This window comes from Limimonas halophila (genome assembly GCF_900100655.1).
Taxonomy (GTDB): domain Bacteria; phylum Pseudomonadota; class Alphaproteobacteria; order Kiloniellales; family Rhodovibrionaceae; genus Limimonas; species Limimonas halophila.
Genome location: NZ_FNCE01000001.1, coordinates 541306 through 557786, shown reverse-complemented (window position 1 = coordinate 557786; position 16481 = coordinate 541306). Strand labels below are relative to the sequence as shown.

At 72.9% G+C, this 16481-nt stretch carries 18 protein-coding genes; 11 read left to right on the top strand and 7 right to left on the bottom strand.

Translation table 11 applies throughout. The annotated features are described in order from the left end of the window. Positions 1–51: 51 nt before the first annotated feature. A complete protein-coding gene (locus BLQ43_RS02585) occupies positions 52–603 on the top strand; it encodes an FMN-binding protein (RefSeq protein WP_176758480.1) in 552 nt (183 codons plus the stop codon). Then, entirely contained in the window at positions 590–1357 is a 768-nt protein-coding gene (locus BLQ43_RS02580; RefSeq protein ID WP_090018538.1) for a PepSY domain-containing protein, read from the top strand. Before BLQ43_RS02585 ends, BLQ43_RS02580 begins: the two co-directional genes overlap by 14 nt. A 139-nt stretch (positions 1358–1496) precedes the next feature. On the opposite strand, the gene BLQ43_RS02575 is transcribed toward BLQ43_RS02580, so the two are convergent. The 4 genes from BLQ43_RS02575 to BLQ43_RS02560 form a co-directional block, all read right to left on the bottom strand. After that, positions 1497–2651 carry a DUF4340 domain-containing protein gene (locus tag BLQ43_RS02575; protein WP_176758479.1) on the bottom strand — a complete coding sequence of 385 codons (1155 nt, stop codon included), beginning with the start codon at positions 2649–2651 and terminating at the stop codon, positions 1497–1499. 264 nt (positions 2652–2915) lie between these two features. After that, positions 2916–3341: a DUF4168 domain-containing protein gene (locus tag BLQ43_RS02570; RefSeq protein WP_090018536.1), complete on the bottom strand. Its 426-nt coding sequence runs from the start codon at positions 3339–3341 to the stop codon at positions 2916–2918. Between the two features lie 107 nt (positions 3342–3448). Next, positions 3449–4369, bottom strand: a complete 921-nt coding sequence (locus BLQ43_RS02565) for an anti-sigma factor family protein (protein WP_090018535.1) — start codon at positions 4367–4369, stop codon at positions 3449–3451. Beyond that, on the bottom strand, positions 4366–4884 hold the full coding sequence (locus BLQ43_RS02560) for a sigma-70 family RNA polymerase sigma factor (protein WP_218119091.1): 519 nt from the start codon (positions 4882–4884) through the stop codon (positions 4366–4368). The genes BLQ43_RS02565 and BLQ43_RS02560 overlap by 4 nt, the downstream gene beginning before the upstream one ends. A gap of 265 nt (positions 4885–5149) precedes the next feature. Between BLQ43_RS02560 and bioB the strand changes: the two genes are divergently transcribed. From bioB to BLQ43_RS02525, 7 genes are read left to right on the top strand one after another with little or no spacing between them, the layout of a single operon-like run. Next, positions 5150–6193 (top strand): biotin synthase BioB, encoded by a 1044-nt coding sequence (gene bioB, locus BLQ43_RS02555; protein ID WP_090018534.1) that lies wholly within the window; start codon positions 5150–5152, stop codon positions 6191–6193. 13 nt (positions 6194–6206) lie between these two features. Next, entirely contained in the window at positions 6207–7391 is a 1185-nt protein-coding gene (locus BLQ43_RS02550; RefSeq protein ID WP_218119090.1) for an aminotransferase class I/II-fold pyridoxal phosphate-dependent enzyme, read from the top strand. Next, positions 7388–8080, top strand: coding sequence for an alpha/beta fold hydrolase (locus tag BLQ43_RS02545; protein WP_090018533.1), 693 nt, complete (start codon positions 7388–7390; stop codon positions 8078–8080). Before BLQ43_RS02550 ends, BLQ43_RS02545 begins: the two co-directional genes overlap by 4 nt. Next, positions 8064–8837, top strand: a complete 774-nt coding sequence (locus BLQ43_RS02540; RefSeq protein WP_176758478.1) for a class I SAM-dependent methyltransferase — start codon at positions 8064–8066, stop codon at positions 8835–8837. Before BLQ43_RS02545 ends, BLQ43_RS02540 begins: the two co-directional genes overlap by 17 nt. Continuing rightward, positions 8834–9577: a dethiobiotin synthase gene (gene bioD / locus BLQ43_RS02535; protein WP_090018531.1), complete on the top strand. Its 744-nt coding sequence runs from the start codon at positions 8834–8836 to the stop codon at positions 9575–9577. Before BLQ43_RS02540 ends, bioD begins: the two co-directional genes overlap by 4 nt. Further along, positions 9574–10908, top strand: a complete 1335-nt coding sequence (bioA, locus tag BLQ43_RS02530; protein ID WP_090018530.1) for an adenosylmethionine--8-amino-7-oxononanoate transaminase — start codon at positions 9574–9576, stop codon at positions 10906–10908. The genes bioD and bioA overlap by 4 nt, the downstream gene beginning before the upstream one ends. 56 nt (positions 10909–10964) lie before the next feature. Beyond that, complete coding sequence (locus BLQ43_RS02525; RefSeq protein WP_090018529.1) at positions 10965–12158, top strand: mitochondrial fission ELM1 family protein; 1194 nt, start codon at positions 10965–10967, stop codon at positions 12156–12158. On the opposite strand, the gene BLQ43_RS02520 is transcribed toward BLQ43_RS02525, so the two are convergent. From BLQ43_RS02520 to BLQ43_RS02510, 3 genes are all read right to left on the bottom strand, one after another. Then, a complete protein-coding gene (locus BLQ43_RS02520) occupies positions 12119–13132 on the bottom strand; it encodes a sulfotransferase (RefSeq protein WP_176758477.1) in 1014 nt (337 codons plus the stop codon). The genes BLQ43_RS02525 and BLQ43_RS02520 overlap by 40 nt on opposite strands. Further along, on the bottom strand, positions 13129–13866 hold the full coding sequence (locus BLQ43_RS02515; protein ID WP_090018528.1) for a sulfotransferase family protein: 738 nt from the start codon (positions 13864–13866) through the stop codon (positions 13129–13131). Before BLQ43_RS02515 ends, BLQ43_RS02520 begins: the two co-directional genes overlap by 4 nt. A gap of 61 nt (positions 13867–13927) precedes the next feature. Next, positions 13928–14815: a zinc ABC transporter substrate-binding protein gene (locus BLQ43_RS02510; RefSeq protein ID WP_245659416.1), complete on the bottom strand. Its 888-nt coding sequence runs from the start codon at positions 14813–14815 to the stop codon at positions 13928–13930. Between the two features lie 219 nt (positions 14816–15034). Here BLQ43_RS02510 and BLQ43_RS02505 point away from each other — a divergent pair, with 219 nt between their 5' ends. Beyond that, entirely contained in the window at positions 15035–15568 is a 534-nt protein-coding gene (locus BLQ43_RS02505; protein ID WP_090018526.1) for a Fur family transcriptional regulator, read from the top strand. Continuing rightward, positions 15552–16346: a zinc ABC transporter ATP-binding protein ZnuC gene (gene znuC / locus BLQ43_RS02500; protein ID WP_090018525.1), complete on the top strand. Its 795-nt coding sequence runs from the start codon at positions 15552–15554 to the stop codon at positions 16344–16346. The genes BLQ43_RS02505 and znuC overlap by 17 nt, the downstream gene beginning before the upstream one ends. Positions 16347–16481: the final 135 nt, after the last annotated feature.

Here is a 16481-nt window from a genome sequence, read left to right as displayed (position 1 = left end):
CGGGCCGGGCGGCCGCGCCGTCCGGCCCCGAACCCCCGAAGGAGGGCCGTCATGCGTTCCGTCCCGACCGGCCCGGTTCTGATCGGGCTTGCGCTGCTCGCACTCGCCCTGCCCGCGTGGGCGGCGGACGTGTACCAGGAGCCGGACGCCTTCATCGCCGGCGCCTTCGACGGCGAGCCGCCGAGCGACGAGGTGCTCTGGATCACCGGCGAGGTGAAAGCCGGGCTCAAGCGCGTGCTGGGCGACGAGCCCAACAGCCTGCGCATGCGCTACTGGCAGCGGGGCGACCGCACGGCCTGGATCCTCGAACGCATCGGCAAGCACGAACCCATCACCACCGGCGTCGTCGTCGAGGACGGCGCGGTGCAGCGCATCAAGGTCCTGATTTACCGGGAAAGCCGCGGCTGGGAGGTGCGCGAGGACTTCTTCACCCAGCAGTTCGACGGCGCCACGCTCAACGCCGCGCGCGACGGGCTGGACCGCTACATCGACGGCATCTCCGGCGCCACGCTGAGCGTGCGCGCGCTCACCAACATCGCCGAGATGGCGCTCGTCCTACACGGCGCCGTGACCGGCGCGGACGGCGGCGATGGCGAGAGCTGACCGGCGGCGCAAGCGCCTGCGCGCCTGGAACCTGAAGCTGCACCGCTGGGTGGGGCTGGCGGCCGGCGCGGTGCTGGTGCTGCTGGCCGTGACGGGCGTTTTGATCAACCACAGCCCAACCCTGGGCCTGGATGACGCCGAGCTGCACCGGGGTTGGCTGCTGCGCCTGTATCACGACGACGCAGCGGCGCGGACACGCGCCTACCGCGTGGACGGGCGCTGGCTCGGCTGGGCCGGCGGCACGCTGGTTCTGGACGGCGAGCGCGTGACCGACATCGCCGGGCCACCCGTCGGCGCGGTGGCAAGCGCGCGCGTGCTGGTCGCCGCCGGTTCGACGTCCCTGGTGCTGCTGACCCCGGACGGCCGGCTGGTGGAAAGTCTGGGCGCGGCGGCGCTGCCCGGCGAACCGACGGCGCTGGCGCGGGCTAAGGACGGCGGCGTGGTGCTGCGCACCGCCAACGGCTGCCACCGCGCCGGGCCGGGCGTCGTCTCCTGGTCCGAGACGTCCTGCCCCGACACCTGGTCGCAGCCCGGCGAGCCGCCAGCCGAGGTGCGCGCCCGCCTCGCTGAGTTGGCGGGGCGCCCACACATTCCGTGGTCGCGCCTGCTGCTGGACCTGCACAGCGGCCGGCTCTTCGGCACCGCCGGGGTGCTCGTCGTGGACCTCGTCGGCCTGGCCGCGGTGGCCCTGGCGATCACCGGCCTGACCAACTGGCTGGGCGGCCGGGCACCGCGGCGCAAGCGCCGATCGTGATGGGCGGCCGGTGCGTCCCTGCCCGATCCTCACGCCCCGGGGACGCCGAAGGCCGCACCGCTCTGATGCGTCACGGGCCTCCGTCGCCGGATGCGCGCCGTGGCGATCGCGGCCGGACGGCACACCCGCGGCTGGCTGGTCAGTCGCCGCCGCCTTCGGCATCCGCGTCCGCCGGCGCTGTCGTCGCGCCCTCGGTCGCCCCCACGCCCTTGCGCGGCAGGTCGGCAATCGACCGGCTCATGCGCTGGGCGTGGAACTCGGGCAGGCGGAACTGCCAGCGGCTGAGGCGCGTGTTCAGGTCTTCGGCCGTGACGGGCGGCCCGTTTTCGCCGTCTTCTGCCGCGCCCTGCTCGGCGTCGGCGGTGGTCTTGGCGACGGATTCCACGGCGAAGCGCGCCCACTGCCCGCCGTCGCGCGATTCGAGGGTATACCAGATCTTCACGCCGTCGAAGGTGGTAACGTAACCCTGCTCGTCACCCCCGGGCTGGAGCGGTTCGTCAGCGCGCCGCACGTCCGAGAACTGCACGGACTGGAAGGGCACGACAAGCTCGCCGAGCACCCAGTCACCTTCCAACTCGATGTCCGACGGCAGGCCGACCCCGGCGAAGGTGGCGTCTTCCGGCCCGTCGCGGCGGATGTGCACGGGCTGGCCGCTGGCCGGCGCCGTCTTGACGGCACGGATGCGCGCGCGGGGAACGGCGAAGGCCTCGGTATCGAGCCAGGCCATCGGATCGGCGGGGAACGCCAAATCCGCGTCCGCCAGCCAGACCGTCTGGCTGTCGCTCGCCCGTACGTAATATGCCTCAAGGTCCTCGGCGCCCGGCGCCGCCTTCTCCATGCCGATCAGGATGGTGCGCAGACGCTCGCCCTCGCCGGTCGACAGCGTGACGCGCGTGCCCTCTTCGCTGTCCGCGGCCACGCCCAGGCCGTCGAATTGCGCTTCCCCGGTATCCAACCGCTGCAGCGCCGGCATGCCGGTGATCGCGTTCAGCATCGCGGTGATCTGCTCGGCCTGCGCGGGGTAGCCATTCTTCTGCACGACGGACCAGCCATCCCCGTCGCGAGTCAGCGTGACCTCGCCTTTCGGGCCAGCGACTTCCACGCGCTCGACGCGCTCCAGCTGGCCTTTCAGATCCGGGAAGACGATCGATCGCACCGGGTCGGCCATGCCGAAGAAGCCGGCGTCGCGCACGACCCCGAACCCGATGACCAGGATCAGCACCACCAGGGCCGCCAGGCCGATAATGGCCAGACGGACCGGATCGCGGCTTGCACCTCCGCGCTGCGGGGCCATGCGCATCTCCTTCGCCGCTTGTGACAATCCGAACGCCGCGCGAGCGGGGCGTCAGGCGCCCCGCGGCTGGGGCGGCCGATCGCGGAACCGGCCGCGGCCGCGCCCGTTCCGGCAGGATGCCGAGGTGGGCGCGCCAAGGCCACAACAGACCGCGGGCCGGCATGGCAGCACCGTGCCGGCCCGCGGCGGGGGTCGGGGGACGAGGCAGTTGGACGCGGGCGCGGCGGCGGTTTCGGCCACCGCGACCCGGTCAGCGCCGCCGCTTTACTGCTGGCCCTGGCCCTGACCCTGGCCCTGCTGCTTGCGGATGATCTTCATCACGCGGTCGCGCAGGCCCTTGTCCGCCTGGATCGCCTGATTGATGCGATTGTATTCCTGAACGCTCAGGCCGGAGCTCTTGACCGCCTTGGCGGCATCGTCGCTGGCCTGCTTCTGCATCTTGTTCGCCTGATCGGCGTTCTCGGCGTTCTTGATCTTCGGGCGGTACTCCTCGAAGACCTCCTTCACGTCGGTCGCGGCGGTGGCGAACTGCTCCAGCTTCTTCTCGCTCCAGTCCGTCTTGACGTCTTGCTTGCTCTGTCCGCCGGAATTGCCGCTGTTGTCGCTCTGCGCCAGGGCCGGCTGACCGGCGGCCGCAGCGAAGGCGAGCGTGAGCGCGGCGGCCAGGGAACGGGTCGCAACTCGGGTCATTCAGAAACTCCTTTGCAGTGGTTATCGGCCACCGTCGCAGGCCGACGGCGGCCTGCACCGTTGGGTGCTATCCATCGTGAGGACAGGCCGGCGCGGCGAAAGTTCCATCACGGTTGGACATTTTCCCCGATCGCCGCCGGCTGCGGCGACAGGCTGGGCGAAAGAACCATGGTGTCCGGATCGTTGGCGGCCTGAACCTCCTGTTTGCGTTGCAGTGAAGGTTCGTCCGGCCGCAGCTGCGAGGGCGCACCACTGCCCGAAGCGCGAAGGGATCGCCGCAGCGCTTGCGCCAGATCGCGCAACTCGCGCTCGTCGCGGGGACCGGCAACCGCCACCTCCAGCGGCCCCTCGCGCCAGTGCGCGAGGCCCACGTCGCCGCGGGTGGTGGTTTCCACGCGCGCCGGCGTTTCGTCCCAGCGCGGGCGCAGCACCACGTCCACGCGCTGCTCCCCGCGACCGTCGTAGTGCAGCACCACGCCGCGCGTGCCCTGCATCTCGACGCGCTCGACCTTCATCAGGCGGTAGCCGTGCCGGCGCAACTCCGGCGCCCGGGCCGGCAGCGCGGCACGCTCGCGAAGCGAGTCCAGCACAGCCGTACCTTCGGGCGTGCCCGCCGAAACCGGCTCGGTCGCCGGCTCTCCCTCGTGCAGGCTTGCGGTGCGCGCGACCAGATCGCGCGACCCGTCGGGCTGAAGCATGCCGCCGGCGCCCGCGTACCAGCCGCCCACCCCGGCCGCGAGCATGAGAACCACCGCGGCCGCGGCGCGCATCGCCGCCGACGGCCAGCGCGGACGCTCCGTGCGCGCACCGTTCAGCACCGCCCGCATGCGCTCGGGAATCTCGGCTTCCGCGTAGCGGTCGAAGCAGGCGTGCAGGTCGGCGTTCTGCCGGGCGAAATCGGCGATCTGGTCGCGCAGCGCGGGCCGCTCGGCCAGGTAGGCCTCGACGCGCGCCGCGCGTCCGGCGTCCAACCGGCCATCGGCGTAGGCCAGCAGGTCCAGATCGGTGATCGAATCGTCGGTCGTCATGAGCGCACCTTCGTCTGCGTCGCCGCGACGTCGCCCCGGCGGATCGCCCACAGGGCCTCGCGCCCCCTGTAGAGGCGCGACTTCAGGGTTCCCACGCGGACGCCGAGCACATCCGCGGCTTCGTCGTAGGCCATGCCCTCCAGGCCCACCAGCAGAACGGCGTCGCGCTGCTCCGCCGGCAGCGCGCGCAGGGCCACGGAGACATTGAGCACCTCGACGTGGCTGTCCTGGTTGGCCGGCATGCTGCCGGTGTCCCGGTATTCCACGGCCGTGAGGGCCGATGCCTCGGTGCGCGCGCGGCTCCGCTGGTTGAGGTGCACGCGGTAGAGCAGCTTGAACAGCCAACTCCGCATGCTGCCCGTCCCGGCCCACAGCCGGCGCTTGCGCAGCGCCCGTTCCAGCGTGTCCTGCACGAGATCGTCCGCGCGCTCCGCGTCACCCGTCAGCGCCGTGGCGAAGCGGCGCAGGCGCGGCGTCTCGCATGTGAGCATCCAGCGGAAAGTGTCGTCGGGCATCGGCCCCCCGGGCTCGCGCATCCTGCGCGTCTATGTGGTCCGACAGGCCGGCGCCGCAAAAGTTCCACGGAGATGCGGCGCGCGTGCGAAAAAACCCGCGCGAAAACTGCGGTGACGCGTGGGAAAACCAGCATGGACGCGGGCGCGGGCTTGAATTAGCGTCCGGTTCGCGCCGGGTTCCCGGCCCGGCCCATCCCCGCGAGCCACGTGCGTGAGAATTGAGACCGCCCCGCCGAACCGGGGCGCGCCCGAGAGGACCGACCCGATGCCCGAGCCCAGCTTCGACACCCTCGCCGAGACGGCGATCGCCGGCGACGCGCTGACGCGCGAGCAGGCGCTGTCCGTCCTGGAATCGTCGGACGACGACCTGCTGGCCCTGTTGCACGCCGCCTACCGCGTGCGCCGCCAGCGGCGCGGGTCGAAGGTGCACGTGCACCGGCTGAGCAACGTCAAGAGCGGGCTGTGCCCCGAGGACTGCCACTACTGCGCGCAGTCGAAGATCTCCACGGCGGCGATCGAGAAATACCGCATGTGGAACGACGAGCAGTTCCTCAAGGAGGCCCGGCACGCCAAGGATCTGGACGCGCGGCGCTACTGCATGGCGCTCTCGGGGCGCGGGCCGACCAACCGCGAGATCGACAACCTCTGCCGCGTCATCTCGCGCATCAAGGACGAGGTCGGCATCGACACCTGCCTGTCCATCGGGCTGCTCAAGAGCGATCAGGCCGAGCGCCTGAAGGCGGCGGGGCTGGACCGCCTCAACCACAACCTCAACACCTCCGAGCGGCACTACCCCAACATCTGCACCACGCACACCTACGCCGACCGCGTGGCGACCCTGGCGAACGCCCAGGACGCGGGGCTGGAGCTGTGCTCGGGCGGCATCGTCGGCCAAGGGGAGAGCAACGAAGACATCGTCGACATGCTCTTCCACCTGCGCGAGATCGAGCCGCACTCCGTGCCGCTCAACTTCCTGATCCCGATCGAGGGCACGCCCTTCGAAAACATCGACAGCGGCCTGACCCCGCGCTACTGCCTCAAGGTGCTGGCGCTGGCGCGCTTCCTGCTGCCGGCGGCGGACGTGCGCGTGGCCGGCGGGCGCGAGGTCAACCTGCGCAGCCTGCAGCCGCTGGCGCTCTACCCGGCCAACTCGGTGTTCGTGGAGGGCTACCTCACCACCGACGGCCAGCTCGCCTCGGAGACGGCGGCGATGATCCAGGACCTCGGCTTCGAGGTGGAGATCGAGCCGGAGGACGCGGGCACGAGCGAGGAAGCGGGCGCGGACGAGACCGCCGCGCAGCCGGCCTGAGCCCGGAGGTGGCGTGAGCGCCAGCGACAGCGCAAACCGGACCTGGGTGGATCAGGCGCTTCGCGAGCGCGCCGAGCAGGGGCTGTTGCGCAGCCTAACGACCCGGCCGGCAGCGGAGGGGGACGCCGGCATCAACTTCGCGGGCAACGATTACCTCGACCTTGCCCGCGACTCTGTCGTGTGTGACGCGGCGGCGGAAGCCGCGCGGGCCTGGGGCGCCGGGGCGACCGCCTCGCGCCTCGTCACCGGCACGCTGCCCGTCCACGAGGCCCTGGAGGCCGAGCTGGCCGCCGTCATGGGCGGCGAGAGCGCGCTCGTCTTCGGCAGCGGCTACCTCGCCAACCTGGGGGTGCTCAGCGCGCTCGCCGGGCGGGGGACGCCGGTGTTCTGCGACCGCCTGAACCACGCCAGCCTTCTGGACGGCGTGCGTCTGGCCGGGGCGCGCTGGCAGCGCTACCGCCACAACGATCCCGAGCACCTGGACGCCCTGCTGGGCAAAAACCCTGGCTGCGAGAGCGCGCCCGCGCTCGTTGTCACCGACAGCGTGTTCAGCATGGACGGCGACGTGGCGCCGCTCGCCGAAATCGCCGCCGTGGCGCGGCGGCACGGGGCGCTGCTGATCGTCGACGAAGCGCACGCGCTGGGCGTGCTCGGCCCCGGCGGCGCGGGAGCGTGCGCGGCGGCGGGCGTGCGGGCCGACGTGCTCACCGGCGGCTTCGGCAAGGCGGTCGGCGGCTACGGCGGCTTCGCGGTCTGCGACGCGCGGCTGCGCGCCTACCTCATCAACCACGCGCGCGCCTTCATCTACACGACGGGCCTGCCGCCCGCGAGCGCGGCGGCGGCGCAGACGGCCCTGCGGCGCATTCGCGAAGACGGCGGCCGGATGGGCGCGCGGCTGCTGGCGGTGGCGCGCGGGCTGGCGGCGCGGCTGACGGCGCGCGGCTTCCGGGTTCCGGCGGCGCAGTCGCCCATCCTGCCCGTCCACATCGGCGACAACGAGCAGGCGCGGGCGATGGCGGACGCGCTCAGTGAGCGCGGCGTCATCTGCGGCGCCATGCGCCCACCCACGGTGCCGCCGGGCACCGCGCGCCTGCGTGTGTCGGTCACGCTGGCGCACGACGACGCGGGCCTGCTCGACCGCGCGGCGGACGCCTTCGCCGAGGCCGCGGACGTCTGCGGGGTGGCGCGCGAGAGATGACGTGGCCGCTCTACATCCCCGGCTGGGGCAGCGACGCCTGCGCCTTCAACGCCGTGTGCCGGCAATGGCAGGGGGTCATGTGCGCGTGGTGGGACGCGCTCGGCGAGCCGCCGACGGCGCTGGACGCCATGCTCGACCAGGCCGCCACGCCGCCCGTGCTCGTGGGGTGGTCGCTCGGTGGACAGCTCGCGCTCGCGGCGGCGGCGAGGAAGCCCCACGCGGTCGCGGGCCTCGTGCTGGTGGGCACGCCCGCGCGCTTCCTGGCGGATGAAGACCATCCAGGCGCGGACGCGCGCGGTCTGCGCAGCATGCGCCTGGGCGTAACGCGCGATCCCGAGCGCGTGCTGGCGGACTTCTGGCGGCGGGCGGCGGCCCCCGAGGCGGGCGAAACCGCCGACGCTTGGCGCGAGCGGGCCACCACCGGTGTGCCGCGCGCGCGGCTGGCGGACGGGCTGGACCACCTCGCCGAAACGGACCTGCGCGCGACGGCGGCGGCGGTCACGGTGCCAGCGGCCGTGATCCACGGCCGCGCGGACGCCATCGTTCCGGTCGCGGCGGGCGAACGGCTGGCGCACGCGATGCCGGCGGCGCGCTTCATCCCGCTCGACGGCGGCCACGCGCTGCCCTTCAGCCACCCGGAGACGATCGCCGCCGCCTTGACGGAGGTTGCCCGTGACGCTGGCGCCTGACCCGAGCGCGGTCGCCGAGCGCTTCTCGGCGGCGGCCGAGACCTACGACGCGGCGGCGGCCGTGCAGCGCCACGCGGCGGACGCGCTGACGGCGCGCCTGCCCGCCGGGCGTGACGTGCGCGAGATGGTCGATCTGGGCTGCGGCACCGGCCTGCTCACGGCGGCGCTGCTGCGGCGTTATCCGGGCGCGCGCGTGACGGGCCTGGACATGGCCGAGGGCATGGTTGCGCGCTGCCGCGAGCGCTGGCCCGAGCACAGCTTCGCCGTCGCCGATGCCGTCACGGCCCCGGCGCGGCCCGCCGACCTCGTCGCCAGCAGCTTCGCCCTGCACTGGATGCCCGACGGCCCCGGCGTGCTGGGGCGCTGGGCCGCCGCGCTGCCGCCGGGCGGGCTGGTGGCCGCGTGCGTGCCCCTGCCCGGCAGCCTGGACGCGCTGGCGGGCGCGTACCGCCGGCAGACGGGCCGCCCCTGGCCGGGGATTGCCTACCCGGCCGCCGCGACGTACCGCAACGCCGTCCGCGGCGCGGGCGCCACCCCGATCGCGGACGCGGAAACGGCGCTGACGCAGCAGTGCCCGGACGCGCTGGCGGCCCTGCGCACCCTGCGCGCGCTCGGCGCCACGGCGCGGCGGCCGGACGCTGGGCGGCCGGCGAGCGTTGGCGCGCTGCGGCGTGCGCTGGCAGCCTACGCGGACGCCGACGGCAGTGCCACCCTGACCTTCCGCGTGCTCATCCTGGTGGCGGAGAAAGGCGCATGAGCGGCTGTTTCGTCGTCGGCACCGACACCGACGCCGGCAAGACGATCGTCACCGCCGGCCTGCTGCGCTGGCTGCGCGGGCACGGCGTCGATGCCGCACCCATGAAGCCGGTCCAAACGGGCGCGACCCGGACCGAAACCGGCTGGCGGGCGCCCGACCTGGACACCCTGCTGGCGGGGACGGACCTCGCGCCCGACGCGGAAACCTACGCGCGCATGGCGCCGTGCTGCTACGAACCCGCGTGCAGCCCGCACCTCGCCGCGCGCGAGGCGGAGCGGCCAGTCGACCTCGCCGTCATCACGCGGGCGCTCACCGCGCTGCGCGGCCAGTACGGCACGATGGTGTGCGAGGCCGCGGGCGGCGTGCTCGTGCCGCTCGACGGCGAGCGCTTCATGACCGACCTCGTCGCCGCGACTGGCCTGCCGGCGCTCCTGGTCGCCCGCGCCGGGCTGGGGACGCTCAACCACACCCTGCTGACGCTGGAAGCCCTGCGCGCCCGCCGCATTCCCGTGGCCGCGACCATCCTGACGGAAACCGTGCCGGCGGATGCGGACGCCGCGGCGATCCAGCGCGACAACGCCGCGACCCTCAACGCCCTTGCGCCCACGCCGGTCTTCGGGCCCATTCCCCACATGGAAACGCCAGACGCCGCGGCCGTGGCGGCGGCGCTGGACACCCAGCCGGGCCTGATGGACCGCCTCGCCGCCACCGGCGTGATCGACAGCGGAGCCCCGCGATGACCACGACTGAAGAGCTGCTCGCCAGCGACCGGCGCTACATCTGGCACCCCTTCACCCAGGCCGGCACCGCGCCCGACCCCATCCCGGTGGCGCGCGCGTACGGCGCGGTGCTGGAGGACACCGAGGGCCACCAGCACCTGGACATGATCTCGTCCTGGTGGACGACGCTGCACGGCCACGCCCAGCCGGAGATCGTCGAGGCCATCCACCGCCAGGCGCAGACGGTCGAGCAGGTCATCTTCGCCGGCAACACCCACGCCCCGGCGGCGGAGCTCAGCCGGCGGCTGGCGCACATCCTGCCGGGCGGGCTGAACCGCACCTTCTTCTCCGACAACGGCTCCACGGCCGTCGAAGTGGCGCTCAAGATGGCACTGCAGTACTGCCAGAACGTCGGCGACAGCGGGCGCACCCGCTTCCTGGCGTTCGACGGTGGCTACCACGGCGACACCGTGGGCGCGATGTCGGCGGGCGTGTCCTCGCAGTTCTTCGACCCCTTCAACGACCTGCTCTTCCCGGTGGACGTCGCGCCCGTGCCGCCCACCTTCGACGGCGACACCGAGATCGAGAAGCGCGAGCAGGAGGCCCTGGCGCGTCTGGACACCCACCTGGAGCAGTACGGCCACAGCACCGCCGCCGCCATTATCGAGCCCCTGGTCCAGGGCGCCGGCGGCATGCGCATGCACCGCCCCGAGTTTCTGCGCGCGGTCGCCCACCGCCTGCACCACCACGGCGTGCTGGTGATCTTCGACGAGGTCATGACCGGCTTCGGGCGCCTGGGCGAGCAGTTCGCCTGCCTCAAGGCGGAGGTGACGCCGGACCTGATCTGCCTGTCCAAGGGGCTGACGGGCGGCTTCCTGCCCATGGCCCTGACCGTCACACAGGATTACATCCACGACGCCTTCCTGGGCGAGAGCATCGACCGCGCCTTCCTGCACGGCCATTCCTTCACGGCGAACCCGCTGGCCTGCGCCGCCGCGCTGGCCTCGCTCGACCTGTTGGAGGGCGAGCGCTGCACGCGCCAGCGCGCCCACATCGAGCAACAGCACCGCGACGCCCTGGCGGAGTTGATGAAGGAAGACGTGGTGACGCGCCCGCGCGTTTACGGCACGCTGATGGCATTCGACGTGGAGCTGGGCGACGATTCCGGCGGGTACCGCTCGGCGGCGGGGCCGTGGCTGAAGCGGTTCTTCCGCGAGAAGGGGCTTTTGATCCGGCCGCTGGGCAACGTCGTCTACCTGATGCCGCCGTTCGGGATCACGGACGACCAGCTCGCGACGGCGTACGACGGGCTCCGGGAAGCGGTTCGCCGGCTTCCCCACGAATTGACCTGATCTCGCCCGCGCCCGACCGGGCATCCCGGCCGGGCAGCCCGCTTGGAGGCGGACGCGTGCGGCCATCGACGGACAAGATCGGGGCGCGGCCCGACCAGGCCGGGGAGACCGCGCGAACCACCGCCACCTCGGGTGAGCCGCCGCGCATCTGGGTCCTCATGGGCGCGCGCACGGGCGATAACGTCCAGGCCCGGCAGCTCGCGGAGGCCCTGGGCTGGCCCTACCGCGAAATTCCCCTGGCCCACAACCCGTGGCACCATGTGCCCAAAGGGCTGCAGGGCGCTTCGCCGCGGTCGCTGCGCAGCGGCGGCGAGCACTTGCGGCCGCCCTGGCCCGACGTCGTGATCGGCACCGGGCAGCGCAGCGTGCCGGTGGCGCGCTGGATCAAGCGTCAGGCGAACGGAAGCCCCCGGCTGGTGCAGATCGGCCGGCCGCGCGCACCGCTGGCGTGGTTCGACCTCGTGATCACCACGCCGCAGTACGGCCTGCCCCAAGCCCCCAACGTGCTGCACAACCTCTTGCCGTTGAACGGCGTCACCACCCAGGCCCTGGCGGCCGCGGCGGCGGAATGGCAACCCCGCCTGGCGCATCTGCCGCGCCCGCGCATCGGCTGCATCCTGGGCGGCCCCTCGTCCTCGCACCGGCTGGACACCGCGACGGCCCGGCGCATCGCGGCGACCGCCGACGCCCTGGCGGCCCGCGCCGGCGGCTCGGTACTGATGACGACCGGGCCACGCACCCCGGCGAACGCCGCGGCGGCGGCCGAGCAGGCGCTGAGCGTGCCGGCGAACGTCTATCGCTGGGACCGCGATCGCAGCCAGCCCAACCCGTTCACGGCGTATCTGGCGCTGGCCGACCGCTTCGTCGTCAGCGGCGACAGCGTCTCGGCGCTGTCGGACACCTGCGCCACGGGCAAGCCGGTGCACGTCGTGCCGCTGCCCATGCGGCTGGGCGCGCGGGTCCTGGCGGGTGCGGCCGCGCTGGCCCGCCCGGCGCTGCCTGCCCTGACGCGGCGCGGCATCGTCACCCCGCCGCGCGAGATCGCCGCCGTGCACCGCGCGCTCGTGGCGGGTGGCCTGGCGTCGTGGACGTCGGACGGGCAGCTCCTGGTGGAGCAGCCGCCGGCGCGCGAACTTGACGCCCTGATCCGCTCGGTGGCTGCCGTGCGCCGGATGCTCGGCGTGGCACCCGCCGTGCCCCCGAGTCTCGCCTATGCTGGCGCGGAGTCCGCTTCGGCGCCGCGCGCGTAGCGCTGCAGGAAGGGAATGTCGCGGCAGGCCGCGTCCAATTCCGCCACCGCTTCGGCGGACCAGGTCACGCGCTCGCGCGTGCGGCTCGGCTTCGTGAACAGCAGGGCCGCGCAGGCATCCAGGTAGGCCCGCTCGGGCGCGCTCGCGCCCAGGAAAGCGATCAATTGCCGCAGCACCGGCGCCGGCTCGGCGATCAGCTGGTCCAGGTGGAGCGTGCTCACCCGCTCGGGCGCGCGCTCGGTCAACTCGGCGATCGTGCGCGCGTTGGCGGTGAAGATGCGCGCGGCTTCCGTCACCGGCCGGCCCGTGCGCAGCGCCTTGGTCGCCACGTTGTCCCAGGGATCGCGCACGACATTAACGTAGCACACCGGCACGGGCAGCCGCGCTTCGGCCGCCGCCACCGCGTCCGGCCGGCGCTGAAGCACGCGCGTGCTGCCGTTGCCCTTCTTGTCGCCCGCCGCGACGAGGAGCGTCCAGGTGCCCTGATGCTGGCCGGCGACCGCGTAGTCGTAGCCGGTGTAGCTGCGGCCCAGGCGCTGAAAGATCTGGGCGTTCAGCGCCGCCGCCGCGAGCACGTCGTCGAAGGCCGCGCCCGCCGCGAGGTGCTTGAGCGCGTGCATCTCGTGCGCGATGGCGATTTCGGGATGCGCGTCCAGCAGCGAGCCCACGAGCGAATGGCCGCTGCGGCTCTGCCCGATGAAGACGACGAAGCGCTCGGGCCGCGGCGGATCGGGCGCGAGGTCCAGGCCCGCGTCGCCGTGCCGGGCGATCAGCCGGCGCAGGCGCGCGTACGCGGTCGTGGACTCGCGGAAGGCCGCCACGTGCCGGATCAGCTGGGCCTGCGCGCGCACCAACTCTCCGCCGCCGCAAAACGGCGTTCGCACCAACCCGGGCACGGCGTGGCGCAGCGTCGTCGCCGTTTCGTGGAGCACGCGCCCGCCAAGGTGCGCGCCGTGGCGCAGGGAAAGGGTCACGCCGCCGCGGCCTCCCCGCCCGGCGCCGCGGCCGCGACCAGCGCGCGGTACTTCTCGCGCAGGCCCGGCGTGTCGTCGAACACCGGGTGGTCGAAACGGGCCTCGCCGCGGTTGCCGGCCTTGTCCGGATCGATGCCGGTGAGGCGGTAGTGCGGCGTCTCCCCGCCGATCACGGCGGGATCGTAGGCGACGTCCAGCCAGGAACACAGCCCGCGCATCGTGCTTTCCGGCTCGCGAACCAGCCGGTCGAAATCGACCACGCGGACGCGTTCGGGCGTCTCCTGCATGACCTGGTGCATGACCTCAACGGCGCGCGTCCAGCGGTGCCGCGCCTCGCCCTCGCCGTGGCCGCCGCGTTCGCGGATCGACGCGACGGCCTCGTGCGGATCGCGCAGGATGCCGAGGATCTGCGTGTCCGGCCAGCGCTGGAAGTCGCGGACGGAATAGATGCTCTTCACCTTCATGCGCGGGCCGGGGATGCCGAGGTTGTGGCGGTTGTACATCGCGATCCGCCGCAGCCGCCGCCGGATCGCGGTGCGCCAGCTGCTATCCAGCTCAATGTCATTGGGCACGCAGAGCTTCACGCCCACCACCGGCTTGCCGACGACGTTGTGCCAGGCGCGGGTTTTGTCCTCGTTGGTGACGGCAAGCGCCGGGTGACGGCCCAACATCGCCGTCAGCAGCGTGGTTCCGGATCGCGGCGAGCCGACGATCAAGAGATAGCGCTGGTCCATCGCTCACGCCCACGCGGCCAGGAAACGACTGACCGGGTGGTACCCGCTTCCTGGCCGGGCTTCAATCCGCTGCCTTGCCGCCGAGACAGCGGCGCAGCGAGGTGGCGAGGCCGCGCATGAGCTTGGGATAGAGATCCGGCCCCGGCGCGATGGCCGCGCCCAGGGGGTCGAGCACGCCCACGCGCACGTCGGTCCCCTCGGCCACGGTGCGCACCAGCTGCGGCGCGAACTGGGGCTCGCGGAAGATGCAGGCGGCCCCGCGCTCACCCACCGTCTCGCGGATGGCCTGGAGCCGCCGCGCGCTCGGCCGGCGTTCGGGGCTGAGCGTGATGCTGCCCACCGCGTTCAGCCTGTAGCGGCGCTCGAAGTAGTGATAGGCGTCGTGGAAGACGGCATAGGGCACGTCGCGAACCGGCGCGATGCGCTCGCGCACCTCGGCGTCGACCGCATCGATTCGCTTGCGCGTCGCGGCGGCGTTCGCGGCGTAGGCGTCCGCGTTCGCGGGTTCGAGCGCTTGCAGCCGCTGCGCCACTGCGCGCACGACCGCCTTGGCGTTGGCGGGGTCCAGCCAGATGTGCGGGTCCGTGCGGTCAGCCGGCGGGCGCTTGCCCTCGCCGTGCGCGTGACCGCCGCCGTCGCCGCTGTGGTCGTGCCCGTGACCGCCGTCCCAGACGCCGCTGGTCCGCGTTTCCAAGAGACGTACGCCGTCGGCTTCCGATAGCCGCAGCCGCGCGTCGGCGTCCACGAGGTTCGCCATCGGCCGCGTCAGGAAGGCTTCCAGCGCCGGCCCCACCCAGACGACGAGATCGGCCCGCGACAGCGCCGCCGCGTCCGAGGGCGCCAACGAATGGGTGTGCGGCGACTGCCCGCCGGACACCAGCAGCTCCGGGGTCGCCACACCGTCCATGACGCTGGCAACGAGGCTGTGGACCGGCTTGACGCTCGCCACCACCTTTGGCGCAGCCGCCGCCGGGCCCGCGACAACCCCGGCAAGCACCGCCAAGCATGCAACCAAGCTGGCCCGAAAACCGCGACGCATCGCCCCCATCCCGTCTCCGTCGACGCCTTGCGAGCCAGATACGTTATATTATAGCTTCCCGCTGTCAACGGTCTGAACAAGCCGTCAACGGCCACGCCGACCGGCGAGCACACCACGGGGGACCCCACAATGGCCCACGCGGCACCGACGCCCCGGGCGTTCCCGGCAGCCGACCACGACCACGCGCAGTGCGTGCGCGCGGCGCTCGACGCCGTCGAGCGCGTGTGCGACGCGCGCGGCGTGCGCCTGACGGCGCTGCGCCGGCGCGTGCTGGAGCTGGTGTGGCAGGGCCACCGGCCCGTGGGCGCCTATGACGTGCTGGACGCGCTCTCGCAGGAGCGCGGGCGCGTGGCGCCGCCGACCGTCTACCGGGCGCTCGACTTCCTCTTGCATCACGGTTTCATCCATCGCATCGAGCGCCTGAACGCCTACATTGGCTGCCCCCACCCCGGAACCGAGCACGTCGGGCATTTCCTGATCTGCCGGCACTGCGGCACGGCCGCGGAGGTCGCGGACGCACGCACGGATCGCGCCATCGCGCGCGAGGCGGCAGCCGTCGGCTTCGCGGTCGAGCGCGAGACCGTCGAGATCAGCGGAACCTGCCCAGGCTGCCGCCCTGAAGAACCCGCCCCGTCGGAGCCCGCAAATGGCCGCCACGGATAACGCCGAGCCGCTGGTGCGCGTGCGCGGCGTGCGCGTCGGCTTCTCGGGAACGCGCGTGCTGGACGACGTGGACCTCGACCTCGCCCCCGGCCGCACGGTGACCATCATCGGGCCCAACGGTGCGGGCAAGACGACCCTGGCGCGCGTGGTGCTCGGGCTGCAGCGCCCGCACGCCGGCAAGGTGCACCGGCGCAAGGGGCTGAGCGTGGGCTACGTGCCGCAGCGCTTCGCGCTGGACTGGACGCTGCCGATCACCGTGGCGCACTTCCTGGGGCTGCCCAAGCGCTACGCGCGCCACACCATCGGCGCGGCGCTGAGCGAGGTCGGGGTCGGCTACACCCAGGACAAGCCGGTGCAGAGCCTGTCCGGCGGGGAGTTCCAGCGCGTCATGCTGGCGCGCGCACTCCTGCGGCGGCCGAACCTGCTGGTGCTGGACGAACCCATGCAGGGCGTGGACCTGGGCGGGCAGCTCGACCTCTTCGACCTGATCGGCCGGCTGCGCACGCAGCACGGCTTCGCGGTGCTGATGGTCAGCCACGACCTCCACCTCGTGATGCGGGGAACCGAGGAGGTGGTGTGCCTCAACCATCACGTCTGCTGCCGCGGCCAGCCGGAGTCCGTCAGCCAGCACCCCGAATACCTGCACCTCTTCGGCACGGCGGCGGCGCGCGCGGCGGCGGTTTACGCGCACACCCACCACCACAAGCACACCCCCAGCGGCGAGGTCGTGCCCGCCGAGGCGGGCGCGGACGCGTGCCCGGAGACCGAGCCGCAATGATCCCAACAGGCGAGGTGCCCAGTACCGGCCTTCCCGAGAGCTGATACGTATGCGCAATGAGCGGAACTCATGGCCTCATTCTGTCTTTCTCCTGAAAGGAGAAAGGACCCTGGCGAGACTCCGCTGGTACATCCT

Bases quoted from the DNA above. Each gene is read 5' to 3' on its own strand.
- znuC (WP_090018525.1), top strand. From the start codon at position 15,552: ATGGCCGCCACGGATAACGCCGAGCCGCTGGTGCGCGTGCGCGGCGTG.
- bioA (WP_090018530.1), top strand. From the start codon at position 9,574: ATGACCACGACTGAAGAGCTGCTCGCCAGCGACCGGCGCTACATCTGG.
- BLQ43_RS02570 (WP_090018536.1), bottom strand. From the start codon at position 3,341: ATGACCCGAGTTGCGACCCGTTCCCTGGCCGCCGCGCTCACGCTCGCC.
- BLQ43_RS02580 (WP_090018538.1), top strand. From the start codon at position 590: ATGGCGAGAGCTGACCGGCGGCGCAAGCGCCTGCGCGCCTGGAACCTG.
- BLQ43_RS02545 (WP_090018533.1), top strand. From the start codon at position 7,388: ATGACGTGGCCGCTCTACATCCCCGGCTGGGGCAGCGACGCCTGCGCC.
- bioD (WP_090018531.1), top strand. From the start codon at position 8,834: ATGAGCGGCTGTTTCGTCGTCGGCACCGACACCGACGCCGGCAAGACG.
- BLQ43_RS02575 (WP_176758479.1), bottom strand. From the start codon at position 2,651: ATGGCCCCGCAGCGCGGAGGTGCAAGCCGCGATCCGGTCCGTCTGGCC.
- bioB (WP_090018534.1), top strand. From the start codon at position 5,150: ATGCCCGAGCCCAGCTTCGACACCCTCGCCGAGACGGCGATCGCCGGC.
- BLQ43_RS02585 (WP_176758480.1), top strand. From the start codon at position 52: ATGCGTTCCGTCCCGACCGGCCCGGTTCTGATCGGGCTTGCGCTGCTC.
- BLQ43_RS02565 (WP_090018535.1), bottom strand. From the start codon at position 4,369: ATGACGACCGACGATTCGATCACCGATCTGGACCTGCTGGCCTACGCC.
- BLQ43_RS02515 (WP_090018528.1), bottom strand. From the start codon at position 13,866: ATGGACCAGCGCTATCTCTTGATCGTCGGCTCGCCGCGATCCGGAACC.
- BLQ43_RS02560 (WP_218119091.1), bottom strand. From the start codon at position 4,884: ATGCCCGACGACACTTTCCGCTGGATGCTCACATGCGAGACGCCGCGC.
- BLQ43_RS02505 (WP_090018526.1), top strand. From the start codon at position 15,035: ATGGCCCACGCGGCACCGACGCCCCGGGCGTTCCCGGCAGCCGACCAC.